Below are 18,425 nucleotides of genomic sequence, written 5' to 3'. Positions count from 1 at the left end.
TCCTTAATCTCGAAATAATTAGGTGCGGTAAATATTGATGGTGTTGGCCTGGACGAGGTCCCGCTCACCGGAGGCAACTCGGGCGCCCTGACGCCGGTCATGGAGTTCGGAAGTGGTCACGCGAAGCTCGAAGAGCCGGTGTCCGGTGCCGTCCTCGTTACTGAGCTGTGGCGGCAACGTGACCTTGACGTCGTCGGCGCCGCCGTTGACCACCACGAGGCCGTCGATGTGCCCGTCGTCGGAGCCGAGCAGGAGCTGGATTACGCGGTGGCCGGGGTCATGCCACGTGTCGGCTGACATGGGCTTGCCGTCCACATCGAACCAGTGGAAGTAGGACTGGTTGTCACGCGCCGGATAATCATGCGGCTGGCTGGCCAGGAACTCCTTGCGAAGCCGGATGACGCGCTTGGTGGTGCGCAGCATCGCGTGGGATTCGGTGGTGCTGGTCCAGTCGATCCAGGTGAGGGCGTTGTCCTGGCAGTAGGCGTTGTTGTTGCCCTGCTGGGTCCGGCAGATCTCGTCCCCGGCGGTGATCATGGGCACGCCCTGGGAAATCATCAGGCAGGCCATCAGGTTCCGCCGGCTTTGGGCGCGCCGGGCGAGGATGTCGCCGTCTTCCGTGGGGCCCTCGAAGCCGTGGTTGTAGCTACGGTTGTCGCCGTGGCCGTCCCGGTTCTGCTCACCGTTGGCCTCGTTGTGCTTGCGGTCGTACGCCGTCAGATCGGCCAGGGTGAAGCCATCGTGGGCCGTGACCAGGTTCAGCGAGGCAAGCCGGGACCGGCCCGAAGACTCGAACAGCCGGGCCGAACCCGAGAGAGCGTCCGCGAGGCGGGCCACCGGCCCGCCGCTGCCGCCGCCGTCGATCGCGGCGCGGTCAGCCAGCCAAAAGCTGCGGACGGCGTCGCGGAAATGGTCGTTCCAGTCCACCCATCCTGCCGGAAACCGGCCGGTCTGCCAGCCGCCGTAGCCAACGTCCCAGGGTTCGGAAATCAACTTCACGCCGGACAGGACAGGATCGGCGCCCACCGCGACGAGGAAGGGGTGCCGCGGATCGAATTCGTTGGCGCTGTTGCGGCAAAGCGTGACGGCAAGGTCAAAGCGGAAGCCATCGATGTGGAACTCGCTCACCCAGTAGCGCAGGGAATCCAGCACGAGCTGCACCACGCGGGGTTCGCCGAAGTTCAGGCTGTTGCCGCAGCCCGTGGTGTCGACATACTTGCCGTGGCCGTCGTTGCGGTAGTACTGCATCTCGCCCAGGCCGCGGAAGCTCAGGGTGGGACCGTCCGTGCCGCCCTCGGCGGTGTGGTTGTACACGACGTCGAGGATGACCTCGAGCCCGGCGGCATGCAGCAGCTTGACCATGCCCTTGAACTCGTCCTGGACCGCATGGGCGCCGGCGGCCTGGGCGGCCTCGGTGGCGTAGCCGGGGTGCGGTGCGAAAAAGGCGGCCGTGTTGTAGCCCCAGTAGTTCGTCAGCCCGAGCTGCTGCAGGTGCGGCTCATCCACGTGGAAATGGACGGGCAGGAGCTGGATCGCCGTGACGCCCAGCGAGATCAGGTGCTCGATCATGGCCGGGTGGGCCATCCCGGCGTAGGTCCCCTGCAATTCCTCCGGAATATCCGGGTGAAGCTTCGTCTGGCCGCGGACGTGGGCCTCGTAGACGATGGTGTTGCGCCACGGGACGCGGGGGCTGCGGTCCAGGCCCCAGTCAAAGTCGCTGCCGACCCGGACACTGGTGATCAGGCCCTCACGTTCGTCGACGGCCCGCCCGTAAGGGTCCATCAACAGCGGCTGCTCGCCGACGGCATCAAAATCGGTGGCGGGCATGGACAGCGGCAGGGCCTCGTGTTCCGGGGAGGACCGGAAACCGTAGCGCGAACCGGCGGGAATGCCCTCCACAATGCCGTGGTGGACGCCGTCGGTGTAATTGGGCAGGGTCTTTACCTGCCAGGTACCCCCGGGCGCCTGATACGCGATCTCCAGGGTGGTCACGCCGGGCGCGTAGACGGCCACGTTGGCGAACTCACCCCGGGGATCGTCCACTGCCGGTGAGCCGGTGTGCGGAATGCTGATCCCCAGCGGAAACGCCCGCGAAGCGTCTACGGTGGAAGCTGTATCTATGTAAGACATAACCATTGCTTAAAGCTTAGCCGGGCCGGACAAATGGCCCCCGTTTTCGTTTTCATGACGTTTTGCAGTGTACGGACCGCCGCACTGCATACTGTAATGGAGCGCCGAGTTGGAGGTAATTGTGCGCGTTGCATTAGCCCAAATCATCACCGGCCGCGATCTGGCCGCGAACCTGGCCCTCGTGGACGCCTACACGCGCCAGGCCAAGGCCGGCGGCGCGGACCTGGTGGTGTTCCCCGAAGCCACCATGCGGGCCTTCGGCAATTCGCTCCTGGATATCGCCGAGCCTCTGGACGGCCCATGGGCTGCACGCGTGCGCGCCCTCGCCGCGGAACTCGGCATCGTGATCGTCGCCGGGATGTTCACCCCGGGCACGGCCGGTCACGGCTCCAAGGTGCGCAACACCCTGCTGGTCACCGGCCCCGGCCTCGAGGCCAGCTACGACAAAATCCACCTGTTCGATGCCTTCGGTTTCGCCGAATCGGACACGGTTGACGCTGGCACCGCCCCCGTCACGTTCGAGCTCGACGGCGTGACCTTCGGCCTCGCCACGTGCTACGACGTCCGCTTCCCGGACCTGTTCACGGAAAACGCAGATCGCGGCGCCGACGTCAACATTGTGTGCGCCTCCTGGGGTTCGGGCCCCGGCAAGGCCGATCAGTGGAAGCTCCTGGCCCGCGCCCGCGCCCTGGACTCCACCACTCTGGTCCTCGCCTGCGGCCAGGGCGACCCCGCCAGCGTCGGTCACCCGGTCAAGGGTTCCGCCCCCACCGGCGTCGGGCACTCCGTGGTGGTCTCCCCCATGGGCGACATCCTGCAAGAGCTCGACGGCGCCCCGGGCCTGCTGTTCGCCGACCTCGACACCGCCACCGTCAAGGAAGCCCGAACCAAACTCCCGGTCCTAGTCAACCGCCACAAGTTCTAAGAACTCGGCTACGGTTCGCCGTGGTCAGGTCTTCCGTGGTTACGTCCCGCGGTCACCGGCGCCTTTCCCGTGGTCACCTCCGCAGGCAACGGCGCCCTGCCGTCGCTTAGGGGTCAGCCCCCTTCCTCCCGCCGCCTACTTCGGCCGCGGCCGGCTTCATTCGGCTCTGGTCGGCGATGCGCTCCTTAGCAAGACACCGCTGCCCGCTCGAATTCAGCCCAACCCGCGTCTAGCACTTCGGTATTCACAACGACTTCCGCGGCCTATTCAGCCTGGCGACGCGCAAACGCCCTGGTGCTAGGGGTATTCGGGTCGCGGGAAGAGATCAGCGCGTCGCAGAGGGAAATGCGCGTCGCAGGAAGGAACGTGCGTCCTGCGTCGATGTACTTCGGAGGAACATCAGAACCGAGGAGAACCCCGATTCTGAGCATTAAAGGCAACTGCTCCCTCACGAGATGAACTGCTCCCCAGAAGCTGGAACTGAATATCTCAGTCCAACTTCCGGGGAGCAGTTCAAGAAGTGAGGGAGCGTTGGCCGACCTACGACGAAACGTGAGGCAGCGTTTGACGTTTTACGACGAAAGGTGAGCGAGGCTCATCGCCGGAACCGGAGTTTTGCTAAGGAGCGCATCGCCGACCGGAACCGCGTAAGGCCGCCAGCGGCCGCACGAGGTGCAGGGAGGAAGGACAGCCCCGAGGGCCCCGAACTGAGCTTGCGAAGTTTGGGAAGGGGCTGACCGCTAAGCGACGGCAAAACTTTGGTTGCGGCGGACCCAGCCACGACTCCGGTTACGGCGGACCCAACCGCAACGAGCGCTGCGGCGGGCCCGATACCGAGCTAACGCTGATTACTTTGCGGCGCGCTGGCGGGAGATTTCGTAGAGGGAGATGCCGACTGCCATGGAGGCGTTGAGTGATTCCATGGCGGAGTCGATCGGGATGGAGACGATCTGGTCGCAGTTTTCGCGGACCAGGCGGCTCAGGCCCTTGCCCTCGGAACCAACGACAATGCACACCGGTTCGGTTGCCAGGGCGAGCTCGGGCAGCGAGACGTCGCCGTCGCCGTCGAGACCCAGGACGTAGATGCCCATGTTCTTGAAGGCCTTGAGCGTGTTGTTCAGGTTGGCCGCGCGTGCGACGGGGACGCGGACGGCCGCGCCGGCGCTGGTCTTCCAGGCCGAGGCCGTGACACCCACGGAGCGGCGTTCCGGGACGATGACGCCGTGGCCGCTGAAGGCCGAGACGGAGCGGATGATCGCGCCGAGGTTGCGGGGATCGGTGATGCCGTCGAGGGCAACGAAGAGCGGGGCGTTGGCTACGTGGCCCTTCTTCCAGGCCTCGATCGTCTCTTCGGCGAGCTCGTATGCGTCCTGGTATTCGTACGGCGGGATCTGCAGCACGAGGCCCTGGTGGATGGCGTCGTCGGTCATGCGGTCGAGCTCGGGCTTGCCGGTTTCCATCAGCGGGATGCCGCGTTCGGCGGCGAGCTTCAGGGATTCCTTGACGCGGTCGTCCATTTCGATGCGGACGGCGACGTGCAGGGCCTTGGCCGGGATGCCGGCACGCAGGGCTTCGACCACGGAGTTGCGGCCGGTGACGACCTCTTCCGTGGCGCGGCCCTTGGGTCCGGAGCGGCCGGTGCGGGCGGCGGCGCTGGTGGTGCGGCTTCCGCTGGCGCGCTTGGCTTCGGAGCGTTCCGAGAGCTGCTTGTTCTTGAACGCCTTGTGGTAGGGGCGGTCCTCCGCCTTCGGCGTGGGGCCCTTGCCCTCAAGTGCCTTGCGGCCGTGACCGCCGGTTCCGACGGAGGGGCCCTTCTTCAATTTGACCGAGCGGCGACCGTTGTTGGCCATGAGTTTCACCCTTTAAATACGCGATTCGTTGATAAGTCTGACCTCCAGTCTACTGACTCGAGTAAAATCCTCGACCGGAAGGGACGACGACGGCCCACTTCTCCGGCCGCCGTCAACGAGGATCAGCCGCGCTTGAGGCTCCAGCTCGCCCCGTCCGGGCCGTCCTCGACGACGACGCCGGCGGCGGCGAGCGTATCGCGGATGGCGTCCGAGGCGGCCCAGTCCTTGGCCGCCCGGGCGTGGGCCCGCGCCGTCAGCTGCGCCTCGACCAGAACGCCAAGGGCGGTGTTGGCCTGTTCGTCGGCGGCCGGTGTCGCGGTGGCGTTGAGGCCGAGAACGTCCACCATGGCGGTGACGCTGGCGAGTGCCTGCCCCGCGGCGTCGAGGTCTCCTTCGGTGAGCGCGGTGTTGCCGGCGCGGACGGTGTCGTGCAGGACGGCGAGGGCCTGCGGCACGTTGAGGTCATCGTCCATGGCGGCCGCGAAGGCATCCGGAACTGTGCCGTAGCTGAAGAAGCCGACGGCGCCGTCGTGCGTCGTCGCGCTCCGAAGTGCGCGGCTGATGAACCCGTCAATGCGTTCGACGGCGGCGGCGGCTTCCTGCAGGGAGGTCGGCTGGTAGTCCAGCACGGAGCGGTACTGCGCCTGCCCGAGGTAGTACCGGACAACCCGCGGCGGGGCGAGTTCGAGCATTTCGGCCGGGCTGACGGTGTTGCCGATGGACTTGGACATCTTTTCGCCGGCGTAGGTGACCATGCCGTTGTGCATCCAGAAGTTGGCGAAGCCGTGGCCGGCCGCCTGGGATTGTGCCATTTCGTTTTCGTGGTGCGGGAAGCGCAGGTCCAGTCCGCCACCGTGGATGTCGAACTCGGTGCCGAGGTACTTGGTGACCATCGCGGAGCATTCGAGGTGCCAGCCCGGGCGGCCGGGGCCCCACGGGGAGGACCAGCTCGCCGTCGTCGGCTCCCCGTCCTTGTAGCCCTTCCACAGCGCGAAGTCGCGCGGGTCCCGCTTACCGCGCGGGTCGGCGTCCGCGGCACCCTGCATGTCGTCGAGTTTTTGGCGCGTCAGGGTGCCGTACTTGGACCAGGAACGCACGTCGAAGTAGACGTCGCCGGAGTCGTCGAGGGCCGGGTAGGCGTGGCCGCGGTCGATCAGCTGCTGGATGAGGGCATGCATTTCCGGGATGTGGCCGGTGGCGCGGGGCTCATAGGTGGGACGGGAGACGCCCAGGGTGTCGTAGGCCTTGAGGAATTCCTGCTCGTAGCGGTAGGCGAGGGCCCACCATTCCTCGTTGCGCTGGGCTCCGGGCTCGTCCTCAAAATCGGGGCCGAAGGACGCGGCGGACTTGGCGAGGATCTTGTCGTCGATGTCGGTGACGTTGCGGACCGCCGTCACGCGGAAGCCGCGGTACTGCAGCCAGCGGGTCAGCTGGTCGAACGCGATGGCTGAGCGGATGTGGCCGACATGCGGCATGCCCTGCACGGTGGCTCCGCAGTAGTACAGGCTCACGTGGCCAGGTACCAGGGGGACGAAGTCGCGGACTTCGGCGGATGCAGTGTCGTAAAAGCGCAGGGTCACCGCTCCAGATTAGCCGATGGCGCTCCGCGGCCTTACCGGCGGCATTGCTGGCGGCGTTACTGACGCTTTGCTGGCGACCGGGAATCTGGAACCACCGCTCCGGCAACCTACTTGCAGTATTGCCCGATCTTGTTGATCTGCTCCGTGAGCTGGGCGGTCTGTTCGTCGGTCTTGGTTCCCGTGGGGCTTGCCGCGACCTGCTTCATGATCTCGGCCATCTGTTGGATGGGGGCGCCCACTTCCGGCGCCACCTTGTCCGCAACTTCCTGGTAGTGCTGGCCAATCTGCCCGGCCTGCTCCTTCGCGTTCCCGGTAGGCACGAAGGTATCGGTGTTGAGGAACTTGCAGCTTTCCTCGACACTCATCTTTGGCGTGGGGCTGGGCGTCGCCGTCGAGCCGGCACAGCCGCTCAGCATGGTCCCTGCCACGAGTACGACGGCGGTCAGCAGCTTTTTCACGGCAGGTCTCCTGGCTGTTTGGAACTGGCGGTCAGGCTTGGTCTTCACCCTCAAGCCTAGGGGACCGGGGCTGGGAGCGTTTAACCCTGCAGTGGCTGGCCTGCGGTGTTTAACTTCCTGTGACTAACCTGCGGTGGTTAGCTGGCCGGATAGACGAGCGCTGTTGCGACGGCCGAGATCCCCTCGCCCCGGCCGGTGAATCCGAGTCCGTCGCTCGTGGTGGCGGTGACGCTGACCGGCGCTGCGGCAGCGTCGCTGAGGACACGCTGGGATTCCTCCCGCCGCGGGCCGAATTTGGGCCGGTTGGCCACGAACTGGACGGCGATATTGCCGATTTCGAATCCGTGGGCGCGAACAATCCTGGCGGCCTCGGCCAGCAGGGTCACGCCGGACGCCCCGGCATATTCGGGCCGGTCCGTACCGAAATGCGTGCCCAGGTCCCCGATCCCGCAGGCCGAGAAGAGCGCGTCGGCCGCGGCGTGCGCCACGGGGTCACCGTCGGAATGGCCGGACAGTCCCCGCTCCCCCTCCCAGAAGAGGCCGCCGAGCCACAACGGCTGGGGCTTGTCTTCGGCGGCGAAGGCATGGACGTCGATCCCGATCCCGGTCCTGGGGATCAGCGGCGCATTGGTGGACATGCTCATCCCTCCACCCAGCGCGCGCCCAAGGGGCCTTCGAGGAGGCCTTCGGCCAGGATCAGGTCCAGGGGCGTGGTGATCTTCAGGGATTGGCTGGCGCCGCGAACGGCGTGGACGGGGACGCCGATGAGCTCCACGAGCATCGCGTCGTCCGTGACGAGGGCCGCCTGGCCGGCGTCGAACCCGGCGGCAGCCTCGTGGGCGCGCTTAAGGGTGGCGAAGGCGAATCCCTGCGGCGTCTGCACGGCGCGGAGCGACTCCCGGGGCGCTGTCCCGGTGACCAGTTCGGGGGCCACCGCGGCGCCGTCGCCGGTGGTCGGTTCGACGGTCTTGACCGTGTCGACAACCGGTATCACCGGAATGACGGCCGAGGCGCCGGCGCCAAGCGCCGCTGCCACCCGGTGGAAGACCGCCTCCGGAGCCAGTGCCCGGGCGGCGTCGTGGACCAGGACTGATTCGGTACCAGGCAGCAGGGCCGCCATCGCGGCACGGACCGAATCGGCGCGGTTCGCACCGCCGTCGACGACAGTCACGACCGGAACCTGGACGCCGTAAGGGGACTCCGCGGTGCGCACCTGCCCGGCCGCAAGCTCTTGCGTGAAGGCCTCGCACAGCGCCCGCAGCTCGGTGTCTCCCGGGGGGATCGCAATGCAGATCTGCTGCGCGATCCCCGCGGCTGCCACGCCGCGCAGGGCGTGGGTGAGGATGCTGTCCCCGCCGAGAGGCACTTTAGCTTTCGGCATGCCGTAGCCCAGGCGCTGGCCGGAGCCGGCGGCCACCACAATGACCGCAGTGGCGGGACCGGCCGGTGACGTTTTCGTCGGTGCAGTATCCATGGGCACAAGACTACGTCCCCGCGCCTCGGAGCATCCCGTTGCGCTAGCACTTGTGGCTGTTCCGGGGCACCCAGGGCAGCCACAACTGATAGCGCAACCGAGGGGCGGCGGCTGAAAAAGGGCAAAAAGAAGCCCCGGCGGCCTTACGCCACCGGGGTTCGATTCTTATCTGCGCCGGCCCTGCTGGGGCCGGCCCTGTGTTAGGAAGCCAGGACCTCGTCGAGAACGCTTGCAGCCTTCTCTTCATCAGTCTTTTCAGCCAGTGCCAGTTCCGAAATCAGGATCTGGCGGGCCTTGGCCAGCATGCGCTTCTCTCCTGCGGAGAGACCCCGGTCGTGATCACGGCGCCAGAGGTCGCGAACGACCTCGGCTACCTTGATGACGTCACCGGAAGCAAGCTTTTCCAGGTTTGCCTTGTAACGACGCGACCAGTTGGTGGGTTCTTCAGTGAACTCGGCCCGCAGCACATCGAACACATGCTCCAAGCCTTCTTTGCCCACTACGTCCCGAACCCCAACCAGGTCAACGTTTTCTGCTGGAACTTCAATGGTCAGATCACCCTGAGCCACCTTGAGCTTGAGATACATCTTCTCTTCGCCCTTGACGGTGCGCATCTTGATTTCTTCAATTTTCGCTGCACCGTGGTGAGGGTAAACTACTGTCTCGCCGACCTCAAAAACCATGTGGACATTCCCCTTTCCCGCAGACCAGTTTATCACGATTAAGGCATACAACTGGCATCTAAACGTGCCGGAAACCGCATGAATCCGGGGAAAATGGCCGCAATCCACCCCCTCAAACCCCTTGACGAATGCGGATAATAGTGCCTGCAGCCTTAACTGCCAAGAGGTTTCCGGCCCCCGCCAAGCCGGGTCTCGTCGCCGGAGACGCACGGCTACCCGCGCTTGTGTGTAGGCGCCGAATCCTTGTTTGAGGCCGATTGCGGCTAGGCTATGGCTGAATAATGTTTCAAGACTCTCAAGGAGTGCGTGACGTGCGTTTCACTGCGATGAACCGGGGCCAGCGCGGCAAGCTGGCAATGGCAACGGCGGCACTTGGCATCGGCCTGCTGTCCCTGACCGGCTGCGGCTACCTCAACGCCCAGCAGACCACGGCGCAGTACTCGGCCTCGGACGGAACCCGGACTGATCTCGGTGCGCTGCAGCTGCGCAACTTCATCATCATCTCCGATGGCGAGGACAAACCGGGCCGCGTGATCGGCGCCGTGTACAACACGTCCTCCAACGACGTGGTGCTGACCATTAAGGGTGCGGAGGGCTCGCAGACCCAGGTTCCGGTCAAGCAGAATTCCTACACCATGCTCAACGATTCCACGGACGCCGCGATCCTGAGCACCTCCGGAGCCAAGCCGGGCGCGATGGCGGAAGTCACCATCTCCGAGGACGGCACCAACAAGGACGCCATGTTCAAGGTTCCGGTCCTGGACGGGACGATCGTCGACTACAAGACGTACCTGCCGACGCCGGAGCCCACCGCCGCCAGCACGGCATCGTCGTCCGAGACGGCAACCTCGACCGAGACGGCCACGCCGACGCCGAGCAGCACCGCCGGCCACTAGCCCAGCGGCTGGACCTATGCAAAAGGAGGGGCACCTGCCGGTGCCCCTCCTTTTGCATGTCCCTGGACTTGCTGCCCGGGACGTCCAACTGCGTCGACGTCCCGCTGCGTGGACTTCCAGCTGCCCGGCCGGGCCGCCGGGCAGCTTCGTCCGGCTTTAGGGCTCGAACTTGTAACCCAGCCCGCGGACCGTGATCAGGTACCGCGGCGCGGAGGCATCCGGCTCGATCTTGCTGCGCAGCCGCTTGACGTGGACGTCAAGGGTCTTGGTGTCCCCCACATAATCGGAGCCCCAGACCCTGTCGATCAGCTGACCGCGGGTCAGGACCCGGCCGGAGTTCCGCAGCAGCATTTCCAGCAGCTCGAACTCTTTGAGCGGCAAGGCGATCTGCTCGCCCCCGACGCTCACCACATGGCGTTCAATGTCCATCCGGACAGGACCGGCCTGCACCGTGCTGGAGACGAGTTCCTCCGGCTCGCTCTGGCGCCGCAGGACGGCACGGACCCGGGCCACGAGTTCCCGCGAGGAGTAGGGCTTGGTGACGTAGTCGTCGGCACCCAGTTCCAGCCCCACCACCTTGTCGATTTCCGAGTCCTTGGCCGTCAGCATGATCACGGGCACACCGGAGCGCTGCCGGAGTTGGCGGCAGACCTCCGTGCCGGACTGGCCCGGCAGCTGCAGGTCCAGGAGTACGAGATCGGCGCCGTTGCGGTCGAATTCGGTGATGGCGTCCAGTCCGTTGTCCACCACCTCGACTTCGAACCCTTCTTTACCCAACAGATAGGACAGGGGGTCGCTGAAGGACTCCTCGTCCTCGACAATCAGAATCCGGCTCAAGCGGTAGCTCCTTGCTCATGGACGCCGGCGGCGTCACGTCGTTGCGGTCTGGGGTCCCGGCTGGAGGTGTGGGCCGCGGGCTTGCCCGCATCAGAGGCGTCGCCGTCGTCCTGCCCTTCCATCTCGGGAAGTCGAATGGTGAACGTGGAACCCTGGCCGAGCTGGGACCACAGGGTCACCTCGCCGCCGTGGTTGGAAATGACGTGCTTGACGATGCTCAGGCCAAGCCCCGTGCCTCCGGTCTGCCGGGAGCGGGCAGCGTCCACGCGGTAGAAGCGCTCGAAGACGCGCTCCTGGTCCTCGGCGCTGAGCCCGTCGCCCTGATCCGTCACCGAGACCGCCACGAGGCCGTCCTTGGCCCGGATGCCCACACCCACCTTGGTGTTCTCCGGCGAGTAGCGGATGGCGTTGTCGATCAGGTTGCGCAGGGCGGTGACGAGGAGGTCCTGGTCGCCGTAGACCATGGCGTCGGCGTGCCCGCCGACCACCAGCTGGATGTTCTTGCTCTCGGCCGGCAGCTGGGAGCGGTCCACGGCCTCACTGACCACAGTGTTGATGTCCACCGGGCGGCCCTGCTGCGCGACGTTGGCGCCCTGGAGCCGGGAGAGTTCGATGATGTCCTGGACCAGGGCCGCAAGCCGGGTCGATTCCTTATGCATGCGCTTGGCGAACCGCTTGACCGCCTCGGGGTCGTCGGCGGACGACTCGAGCGCCTCGGCCAGGAGCGAGATCGCCCCGACCGGTGTCTTCAGTTCGTGGGAGACATTCGCGACAAAGTCGTTGCGGACTTCCTCCGTGCGGGTGAATTCCGTCCGGTCATCGGCCAGCAGGAGGATGTATTCCTCCGTGATGACGGCGGCCCGGACCTGGACCACGATCGTTCCCTGTCCGAGCGGGCCGCGCGGCAGCTCCAGCTGCTTTTCGAGGATGACACCGTCCCGCCGCACCTTGGCCGTCATCTCCAGCAACTGCTGGTGCACCACGGTGTGCCCGCGGACCAAGCCATAGGCGTATGCGGCCGGGCTGGCGCGGACCACGCCGTCGATCGCGTCAACCACCACGAAAGCGCGGCCGAGGACGGCGAGCACCTCCGCGGCACCCTCGGGCAGCGAGGGGTCGTCGACGTCGACGTCCACAATGTGCCGCTGCTGCTCACTCACCCGGAACGCGAGTACGCCGAACATGCCAAACGAGAGGCCGATCAGGCCGGCGATCACGCCGATGAGCATTGGATCCACGGCTCCAGCTTATGCTCTGCCACACGACCGAAACCGAAATCTCCTGCGATTCGGGCGCCGGTTCAGCTAACGTTCACCTATTGGGGCGTAACAGTTCACCGGATACTGAAAGAGTTGACAGTTGGAGCGCCGGTAGGTGAACCGAAATAGGCCCGCCGCTTCGACTGCAGGCAATATTTCCGAGGAAAGGACGCACACGTGCGTAAGGTTTTTCAGGAGGAGCTCGCCCAGGTAAGGGAACAGCTCGTCGAGATCTCAGCGTTGGTCACAGAGGCCATCGACAAGGCCACGACAGCTTTCGAGGGCGCCGATATCGACCTCGCCGAGGACGTGATTGCCGCCGATGCCCGCATCGACTTCCTGCAGAACAGCCTCGACGAGCGCGCCATCGACATCCTTGCCCTCCAGGGTCCGGTGGCGAGCGATCTGCGCATGCTGGTTGGTTCGCTCCGGATGAGCGCCTCGCTGGAGCGCATGGGCGACCTCGCCCGCCACCTGGCCCAGCTGGCGCGTCTGCGCTACCCGGAGTCAGTGGTTCCGGATCAGCTGCGGGAGACTTTCAAGAGCTTCGCGGAACTGGACCTGCTGATCGCCCAGAAGCTCACGGAACTGCTGGCAACCCGCGACCTCGGCGTGGCCCGGGAAATCATGAAGGCCAACAGCGAGGTCAACGACCTTCACCTGAGCGTTTTCAAGGCGATCGCGCGCAGCGACTGGCAGGAGTCGCCGGCCACGACGGTGGACGTTGCCCTGGCCAGCCGCTACTTTGAGCGCTTCGCCGACCACGGCGTCTCGGTTGCCCAGAAGGTCACGTACCTCGTCACCGGCGCGTGGCAGCCGAACAGCATCGAACACATCTGACGCCGGCCCCGCGCTGACACAACCGCGCTGGGGCAACTGCGCTGACACAACGACGGCGTCCGGTCACCTTGGGGGTGGCCGGACGCCGTTGTTTGTATCCTTTGCGCTTGGCGCCGTTCGGGGCGGGAACCGCCTACTTCTTGCCTTGGTTGGCAACTGCCTTGATGGCCTCGGCGGCGGCCTCGGGGTCGAGGTAGGTGCCGCCCGGGTTCAGCGGCTTGAAGTCCTCATCCAGTTCGTAGACCAGCGGGATGCCGGTGGGGATGTTCAGTGCGGCGATGTCCTCGTCGCTGATCCCGTCAAGGTGCTTGACGAGGGCGCGGAGCGAGTTGCCGTGGGCAGTGACCAGGACGGTCTTCCCAGCCCTGAGGTCTTCCTTGATGTCCGATTCCCAGTACGGCATGAGCCGGATCAGGACATCCTTGAGGCATTCGGTGCGCGGGACGGCGTCGCCGAGGTCCGCGTAGCGCGGGTCCCCCACCTGGGAGAACTCGGAATCGTCGGCCAGGGGCGGCGGCGGGGTGTCGTAGGACCGGCGCCACAGCATGAACTGCTCCTCGCCGAATTCGGCGAGGGTCTGGGCCTTGTCTTTGCCCTGCAGTGCGCCGTAGTGGCGCTCGTTGAGCCGCCAGTCACGCTTGACGTCGATCCAGCCGCGGTCGGCCTTTTCCAGTGCCATGTTCGCCGTGTTGATGGCCCGCTTCAACCGTGAGGTGTAGAGGATGTCGGGGAGGATGTTGTTCTCCACGAGCAGCTCGCCGCCGCGCACGGCCTCGGCACGGCCCTGGTCGTTGAGGTCAACGTCCACCCAGCCGGTGAAGAGGTTCTTGGCATTCCAGTCGCTGTGGCCGTGGCGCAGCAGAATCAGCTTGTAAGTCATGGTTTTCATCCTAGCCGAGCGGTCGGCGGCGGTGCCGTGCGTTACACGCCGCGCGGTTGACGGCCGGGTTTCACCACGCCCTCACCGCAATGCACGGTCACCTCGCGCCCATCCCGCGGCTCACCATGGCCACAAGTGACCCCGCGTTGGAGGATAGGCTTGGGCGGTGGTGCAGAAGGCTGAACGGGTGCTGTCCCCCCGGAACCAGGGCGGAACGAGAAGCGGCGCGCGCGGCGGCAGGCCCGTGGGCAACGTGACCCGTGGCACCACGAACCCCAACCGGATGCGCCGGGTGGACCGCTGGCTGACCGGGCCGCAGGCGTGGCGGCTGCGCGCCGCGGCCCATCCCCTCGCCGTCGACCTCGGCTACGGCGCCTCGCCGGCCACCGCCGTCGAACTCTTCGAACGCCTCGCGGGGGTCCGCGCGGACATGCAGATGGTGGGGATCGAAATCGAACCGGAGCGTGTCCGGCAGGCCCAAGCTCTTGAACGGCCCGGCCTGATGTTCCAGCTGGGCGGCTTCGAGCTGCCGGTGACCGGAAATCCCGTGTTGGTCCGCGCCTTCAACGTGCTGCGGCAGTACGAGGAAGCCGACGTGGCCGGCATCTGGCAGCTGGTGCAGGACCGTCTCGCTCCGGGCGGGCTGTTCATCGACGGCACGTGCGATGAAATCGGGCGCCGAGCGGCCTGGGTGGCGCTCGACGTCGAGCGGCCGCTGAGCCTGAGCGTGTCCATGCGGTTCGGTGCTTTCGCGCTGCCCTCAGACGTCGCCGAAAGGCTGCCGAAGGCCCTGATCCACCGCAACGTGCCCGGCGAGAAGATCCACGCCTACCTGCAGGCAATGGACAAGGCCTGGCTGGAAGCGGCGCCGCTGGCGTCGTTCGGCAGCCGGCAGCGCTTCACAGCAATGTGCCGTGCACTGCTAGACGCCGGCTGGCCCATCCAGGACGGCCCGTCCCGCTGGCGGCTGGGCGAAGTAACGGTCAGCTGGGAAGCCGTGGCCCCGGGAAGCTAGCCGGTTCCGGATCTCAGCGAGCTTGCGAGCTGAGGGGGCTGGTGCTGGGCCCACGCCGGCAGGGTTCCCTCAGCGAGCCTGCGAGCTGAGGGGGCTGGTGGGGATCACCAGGGGCCGTAGGGGCCCATGTTGCTGCCGCGGCCGCGGCCGGCGTCCTTGACCGCGGGGCGGACATCGGCGAGGTACACGGACGCGGCCGTCACCGCCGCAAGGCCGAAAATGCCAAGCGAACTGGCGCCGCCACCGCTGCCCAGCTGCGAGAGCAGGGAGAACAGGCCCACGGCGAACGCGCCGCCGGTCAGGGCCAGCCAGAAGGTCTTGGTCCGCTTCGATACGGCCTCGAACGCATTGGCCTTGTGCCGGAGGCAATCGAAAAACGCCCACGCCTCCAAGGCAAAGGCCACTACGGCAAGGACCAGGTAAACCCCGGATTCGACAAAGTAAATCAGCATGCGTCCGTCCACTCCCCCAGCCTAGCCGTCCAGAGTGCCCAACGCCTGCTCCAAATCGGCCCAAAGGTCTTCCACGTTCTCAATGCCCACGCTCATCCGGACCAGGTTGTCCGGTACGCTCTCCGGCTCGGCCGTGTGCCGGCGCCGGCGTTCGATCAGGGATTCCACCCCACCCAGGGACGTGGCGGGGAGCCAGAGGTGCAGGGCGCGGATCATCCGGTCCGCGGCCTCGGCGCCGCTGATGCCACCGTCCCGCCCAACTACGGGGGCAACCTCAATGCACAGGATGGACCCGAACCCCTTCATCTGCTCCTTAGCCCGCACGTGGCCGGGGTCCGAGGCCAGTCCGGGGAACCGGATGCCGGCAATCCGCGGATGACCGTGGAGCCGTTCGGCTAGGACCTGGGCCGACGCCTGCGAACGCTCGATCCGCAGCGCCAGGGTGCGGAGCCCGCGCAGCGCCAGCCACGCCTCGAACGGTCCGGCGATCCCGCCGTGAATGGTGCGGTGGTGCAGCAGGGCGGCGCGGAGACCGGCGTCGGAGGTCACCAGCGCACCGAGCACGACGTCGGAATGGCCGGAGAGGTATTTGGTCACCGAATGCAGCACGACGTCGGAGCCCAGGCTCAGGGGCTGCTGCACCAAGGGCGTGGAAAAGGTGTTGTCCGTGACGACGATCGCACCGGCCTCATGCGCCGCGGCGGTCAGGGTCCGCATGTCCGCGACGCCGAGCATGGGGTTGGTGGGACTCTCCAGCCACAGCATGCTGGCGGCGCGGCCGCCGGCCGGGGCAATTGCGGCCACGACGGCGTCGGTGTCCGCGATGTCCACCGTCCGCAACTCGAGGAAGCCTTTGGCCGCCAGTTCGGTGGCCATGGTGACCGAGCCCGCGTAGCTGTGCGAGGGCATCACGAGCACGCCCTGGGCGGGCACCAGGGACAGTGCCGAACTCACGGCGGCGAGCCCAGAGGCGTAGAGCAGCCCCGGCAGCTCCGCACCTTCCAACTGGCCCAGCGCCTCTTCGAAGGGGTCCCACGTGGGATTGGAATACCGGCCGTAGCCGCGATCGCCGCCCCCCAGCGGTCCGGTGCCGAAGTAGGTCGAGGACAGCACAAGCGGCGGGTTGACGGGTTCGTCGCGGGTGCGCGGCGGGCGCCCTGCCGCCACAACCAAGGAATCCGGCGAAAGCGCGGCGGCCTGTTGTTCAGAAAGACTCATGGAGACAGGGTACGTGGGCGCCCCGCAGGGTACCCAAGGCGTTACGCCGGGCACTGAAGTGTCGGTGATTGTCGGTACTCTTGAACGGTGACTACCCAGAGCCCCGGAGCGGCCCGCCGACCGTTGCCCGGACTGTTTATTGCCTTCGAGGGCGGAGACGGCGCCGGCAAGTCCACGCAGGCGGCCGAACTCGCCAAAACGCTGGAATCAGGGGGCTTCACAGTGCTGCGGACCCGGGAACCGGGCGGCACCGCGATCGGCGAGAAGCTGCGTTCCCTCGTGCTGGATCACGGCCACGGCCACATCGACGCCCATACCGAGGCCCTTATTTTCGCGGCGTCCCGTGCCGCGCACGCGAGCCAGGTCATCCGGCCCGCCCTGGAACGCGGCGAGATCGTCCTCACGGACCGGTACATCGACTCTTCGGTCGCGTACCAGGGCGCCGGCCGCGGCCTCGGGACGGAGGCGGTCCGGGACATCAATGCCTGGGCGACATCGGACCTGGAGCCGGACCTGACGGTACTTCTCGACGTCGAGCCCGCCGTTGGCCGGCAACGGCGCACAGCCGGCGAAGCCCCCGAAGACCGCCTCGAGTCCGAGGCCGACGAATTCCACGCCAAGATCCGGGCGGCCTTTCTGGACCTGGCAGCGGCAAGGCCCGAAGCCTATCTGGTGCTGCCCGCCCGCCTGCCCGTCGCCGAACTCGCGGCCCGGATCTTCGAGCGCGTCGAAACCTTGCTGGCCGTCACCCAAAGCAGCATGGCATGACCGTCTGGGACGATCTCCAGGGCCAGGACGCCGTCGTGGCCCAGCTGCGCCAGGCGGCCCAGGGTGAGGGGCTGACGCACGCGTGGCTTTTCACCGGCCCGCCCGGCTCCGGCCGTTCCAACGCCGCGAAGGCCTTCGCTGCGGCCCTGAACTGTGACCAGGAGGACGTCAGCCTGCGCGGCTGCGGCGAATGCCCGGCGTGCCTGACCATCCTCGGCGAGACCCATTCCGACGTCGCGTTCGTGCGCACGGAGAAGGTCACTATCACCATCGATGAGGCACGCGAACTCGTGTCCACCGCCGGGAACCGGCCCTCGTCGGCCCGGTGGCGGATCATCGTGGTGGAGGATGCGGACCGGATGGCCGAGCGGACCACCAACGTGCTGCTCAAGGCCATCGAGGAACCCACTCCCCGCACCGTCTGGATGCTCTGCGCGCCCTCCCCCGCCGATGTCCTCGTGACGATCCGCTCCCGCTGCCGGCCGGTGGCGCTGCGGCTTCCACCGGCCGCCGCCGTCGCGGCCCTGCTGGTTAAGCGCGACGGCGTGGACCCGGCGGTTGCCGAGCGCGCGGCCCGCGCCGCGCAAAGCCACGTGGGGATCGCCCGCCGCCTGGCCCGGGACCCGGAGGCCCGGGAGCGCCGCCTTGAGACGGTGCGGTTTCCGCTGTCCCTTCGCGGCGTCACCGCGGCGGTCATGATGGCCGAAAAGCTGGTCAAGATCGCCACCGAGGAAGCCAACAGCTCCAATGACGAGCGCGACGCCGCCGAGAAGACCGCGTTGCTGGCCACCCTCGGGGCGCCCGAGAGCGGCACGTTGCCGCCGGCCATGCGGAGCCAGGTCAAGCAGCTCGAGGACGACCAGAAGCGCCGGGCCAAGCGCTCCATCACCGATTCCCTTGACCGCACCCTGACGGATTTGCTGTCCTTTTACCGGGATGTCCTGATCATCCAGATGGGGAACGCCGTGGAGCTCGTCAACGTTGAACTCAGAAGCGAACTCGAAGACTTCGCCTCCCGCTCCACCGCCGAAGTGACCCTTGCCCGCATGGACGCCGTCAACAAGGCCCGCACGCGGATCACCACCACCAACGTGGCTCCGCTGCTGACGATCGAGTCCATGGCGTCCAGCCTTATTTGACGGTCCCGGCCGCTCCAACGA

General features: G+C 66.7%; 18 protein-coding genes. 6 read left to right on the top strand and 12 right to left on the bottom strand.

Going from position 1 to position 18,425, the window contains the following annotated elements:
- Nucleotides 1-18: 18 nt before the first annotated feature.
- On the bottom strand, nucleotides 19-2,136 hold the full coding sequence (gene glgX / locus LQV16_RS04710; protein WP_229992769.1) for a glycogen debranching protein GlgX: 2,118 nt from the start codon (nucleotides 2,134-2,136) through the stop codon (nucleotides 19-21).
- Between the two features lie 115 nt (nucleotides 2,137-2,251).
- On the opposite strand from glgX, the gene LQV16_RS04705 reads away from it, so the two are divergent.
- Nucleotides 2,252-3,055, top strand: coding sequence for a carbon-nitrogen hydrolase family protein (locus tag LQV16_RS04705; protein WP_229992768.1), 804 nt, complete (start codon nucleotides 2,252-2,254; stop codon nucleotides 3,053-3,055).
- 848 nt (nucleotides 3,056-3,903) lie between these two features.
- On the opposite strand, the gene rlmB is transcribed toward LQV16_RS04705, so the two are convergent.
- The 6 genes from rlmB to LQV16_RS04675 form a co-directional block, all read right to left on the bottom strand.
- Nucleotides 3,904-4,905 (bottom strand): 23S rRNA (guanosine(2251)-2'-O)-methyltransferase RlmB, encoded by a 1,002-nt coding sequence (gene rlmB, locus LQV16_RS04700; RefSeq protein ID WP_229992767.1) that lies wholly within the window; start codon nucleotides 4,903-4,905, stop codon nucleotides 3,904-3,906.
- Nucleotides 4,906-5,027: 122 nt separating this feature from the next.
- On the bottom strand, nucleotides 5,028-6,485 hold the full coding sequence (cysS, locus tag LQV16_RS04695) for a cysteine--tRNA ligase (RefSeq protein ID WP_229992766.1): 1,458 nt from the start codon (nucleotides 6,483-6,485) through the stop codon (nucleotides 5,028-5,030).
- A 107-nt stretch (nucleotides 6,486-6,592) separates the two neighbouring features.
- Nucleotides 6,593-6,943: a hypothetical protein gene (locus LQV16_RS04690; protein ID WP_229992765.1), complete on the bottom strand. Its 351-nt coding sequence runs from the start codon at nucleotides 6,941-6,943 to the stop codon at nucleotides 6,593-6,595.
- A gap of 137 nt (nucleotides 6,944-7,080) precedes the next feature.
- Nucleotides 7,081-7,587 (bottom strand): 2-C-methyl-D-erythritol 2,4-cyclodiphosphate synthase, encoded by a 507-nt coding sequence (ispF, locus tag LQV16_RS04685; RefSeq protein WP_229992764.1) that lies wholly within the window; start codon nucleotides 7,585-7,587, stop codon nucleotides 7,081-7,083.
- Complete coding sequence (ispD, locus tag LQV16_RS04680; protein WP_229992763.1) at nucleotides 7,584-8,417, bottom strand: 2-C-methyl-D-erythritol 4-phosphate cytidylyltransferase; 834 nt, start codon at nucleotides 8,415-8,417, stop codon at nucleotides 7,584-7,586. The genes ispF and ispD overlap by 4 nt, the downstream gene beginning before the upstream one ends.
- 200 nt (nucleotides 8,418-8,617) lie before the next feature.
- On the bottom strand, nucleotides 8,618-9,100 hold the full coding sequence (locus LQV16_RS04675) for a CarD family transcriptional regulator (RefSeq protein ID WP_026266570.1): 483 nt from the start codon (nucleotides 9,098-9,100) through the stop codon (nucleotides 8,618-8,620).
- A gap of 326 nt (nucleotides 9,101-9,426) precedes the next feature.
- Here LQV16_RS04675 and LQV16_RS04670 point away from each other — a divergent pair, with 326 nt between their 5' ends.
- Entirely contained in the window at nucleotides 9,427-9,996 is a 570-nt protein-coding gene (locus LQV16_RS04670) for a hypothetical protein (protein WP_229992779.1), read from the top strand.
- Between the two features lie 156 nt (nucleotides 9,997-10,152).
- Here the strand turns inward: LQV16_RS04670 and LQV16_RS04665 are convergent, their stop codons facing one another.
- Nucleotides 10,153-10,833: a response regulator transcription factor gene (locus LQV16_RS04665; protein ID WP_090583992.1), complete on the bottom strand. Its 681-nt coding sequence runs from the start codon at nucleotides 10,831-10,833 to the stop codon at nucleotides 10,153-10,155.
- Complete coding sequence (locus LQV16_RS04660) at nucleotides 10,830-12,062, bottom strand: ATP-binding protein (protein WP_229992778.1); 1,233 nt, start codon at nucleotides 12,060-12,062, stop codon at nucleotides 10,830-10,832. The genes LQV16_RS04665 and LQV16_RS04660 overlap by 4 nt, the downstream gene beginning before the upstream one ends.
- 207 nt (nucleotides 12,063-12,269) lie before the next feature.
- Here LQV16_RS04660 and phoU point away from each other — a divergent pair, with 207 nt between their 5' ends.
- On the top strand, nucleotides 12,270-12,932 hold the full coding sequence (gene phoU, locus LQV16_RS04655; protein WP_229992762.1) for a phosphate signaling complex protein PhoU: 663 nt from the start codon (nucleotides 12,270-12,272) through the stop codon (nucleotides 12,930-12,932).
- Between the two features lie 133 nt (nucleotides 12,933-13,065).
- Here phoU and LQV16_RS04650 read toward each other — a convergent pair whose 3' ends face one another.
- Nucleotides 13,066-13,812 carry a phosphoglyceromutase gene (locus LQV16_RS04650; protein ID WP_229992761.1) on the bottom strand — a complete coding sequence of 249 codons (747 nt, stop codon included), beginning with the start codon at nucleotides 13,810-13,812 and terminating at the stop codon, nucleotides 13,066-13,068.
- Nucleotides 13,813-13,978: 166 nt separating this feature from the next.
- Here LQV16_RS04650 and LQV16_RS04645 point away from each other — a divergent pair, with 166 nt between their 5' ends.
- A complete protein-coding gene (locus LQV16_RS04645) occupies nucleotides 13,979-14,827 on the top strand; it encodes a class I SAM-dependent methyltransferase (RefSeq protein ID WP_229992760.1) in 849 nt (282 codons plus the stop codon).
- A gap of 104 nt (nucleotides 14,828-14,931) precedes the next feature.
- Here the strand turns inward: LQV16_RS04645 and LQV16_RS04640 are convergent, their stop codons facing one another.
- Entirely contained in the window at nucleotides 14,932-15,291 is a 360-nt protein-coding gene (locus LQV16_RS04640) for a DUF2516 family protein (RefSeq protein WP_229992759.1), read from the bottom strand.
- Between the two features lie 9 nt (nucleotides 15,292-15,300).
- Entirely contained in the window at nucleotides 15,301-16,497 is a 1,197-nt protein-coding gene (locus LQV16_RS04635) for a PLP-dependent transferase (RefSeq protein WP_229992758.1), read from the bottom strand.
- An 87-nt stretch (nucleotides 16,498-16,584) separates the two neighbouring features.
- On the opposite strand from LQV16_RS04635, the gene tmk reads away from it, so the two are divergent.
- Together tmk and LQV16_RS04625 are read left to right on the top strand one after the other, a co-directional pair.
- A complete protein-coding gene (tmk, locus tag LQV16_RS04630) occupies nucleotides 16,585-17,265 on the top strand; it encodes a dTMP kinase (RefSeq protein WP_229992757.1) in 681 nt (226 codons plus the stop codon).
- Nucleotides 17,262-18,404, top strand: a complete 1,143-nt coding sequence (locus LQV16_RS04625) for a DNA polymerase III subunit delta' (protein ID WP_229992756.1) — start codon at nucleotides 17,262-17,264, stop codon at nucleotides 18,402-18,404. Before tmk ends, LQV16_RS04625 begins: the two co-directional genes overlap by 4 nt.
- Nucleotides 18,405-18,425: the final 21 nt, after the last annotated feature.

It is taken from the genome of Arthrobacter sp. Bi26 (genome assembly GCF_918697925.1).
Taxonomy (GTDB): Bacteria; Actinomycetota; Actinomycetes; order Actinomycetales; family Micrococcaceae; genus Arthrobacter.
Note: the sequence above shows the minus strand (reverse complement) of the source record. Positions and strands in the feature narration are given on the sequence as shown.